The sequence below is a fragment of the Bartonella sp. CL70QHWL genome (genome assembly GCF_042194855.1).
Lineage (GTDB): Bacteria > Pseudomonadota > Alphaproteobacteria > Rhizobiales > Rhizobiaceae > Bartonella.
In genome coordinates, this window is sequence record NZ_JBHINJ010000087.1 from 1 (window position 1) to 1,131 (window position 1,131).

Below are 1,131 nucleotides of genomic sequence, written 5' to 3' on the forward strand. Positions count from 1 at the left end.
ATATTGATTTCTGCGCCACCTACTTTTGCACCAATAGTGAGACGACTCGTTGTCTTATCTTGCTGAACAAAGCTCTCACTTTCCACTTTAGTAATCACATTGTTAACCTGTTCAGTCAATTTATTCTGAACAGTCGTGAGAGCCGTATTAACACCCTCAAACGCATCAGCTACATTCTGATAAGTCTCACTTTTTTCCTCTCCATCAGTATCGAAAGTTTTAATCTTAAAAGTAGGACCTTCTGAGTTTCCATTTCCAAAGTCAGCACCGCCACCAAGATAATTAGCTAAATGGGTACCCACTATATACAGCTGTCCACCATTCACGGCTTCTTCTGAGTTTTGTGTTAAATCTCCACCTGTAAGATATTTAATTTTACCTGAACTTCTGTCTTTCCCCTCTCCGTGCATAGCACTAAAGGCTTTATCAGTTTTGCTCCACAATAAGGCATCGCCTTGAAATTCTTTATTAATATCGTTTAATTTGTCATTAAAATTATTAACAACAGTATTCAGATGTTTGTTTACATTTATGAAGTTCGTATCAATTCCTGCAAAAGCAGAGCCTACATCGGTATAGTCTTTTGAACCATCTTCTTTACCATCAGCTGTGAAGGTTTTAAGCTTGAATGTAGGGGCTGTCCAAGCGCCATCTTTATAACTAGCACCACCACCAAAATATTTGACTACATTCTCAGATGCTGTTTTGAGATCACTTGTTACAGTCGTAACATTTTTATTTGTTTCAAAAAGCTGGGAACCATTTACTGCTTCATTTGAAGCTTCTGTGAGCGCGCCATTCTTTATACCTGTAAGAGTACGCTTTTCATTTTTTTTGTTGGCAATATCAATTTTATCACCATCTGTTTCTTTTCCAATACTGATGTGTCTCGTTTCTGCATCCTGTTTAACGAAGCTACTGGCTGCTACTTGTTCTTTGACATCTTTTAATTGCGAAAAATTCACCGCATCAGTTTCTTTAGTACCAGCAGCTACACCAGAAAGAGTCCGAGGGCTGGCTTTAATGTCGCTGAAATCAATGCCAAATGGTTCCAATAGATCCTTACCAATAGTAATAAGACCTGTCTTTTCATTTTTCTTAACAAGAATACTGTCTCTTACATCAGCAACC

General features: G+C 37.9%; 1 pseudogene. It reads right to left on the reverse strand.

From position 1 onward, the window contains the following. Nucleotides 1-1,131, reverse strand: a pseudogene (locus ACFIJZ_RS09830) (hypothetical protein); the annotation flags it as partial.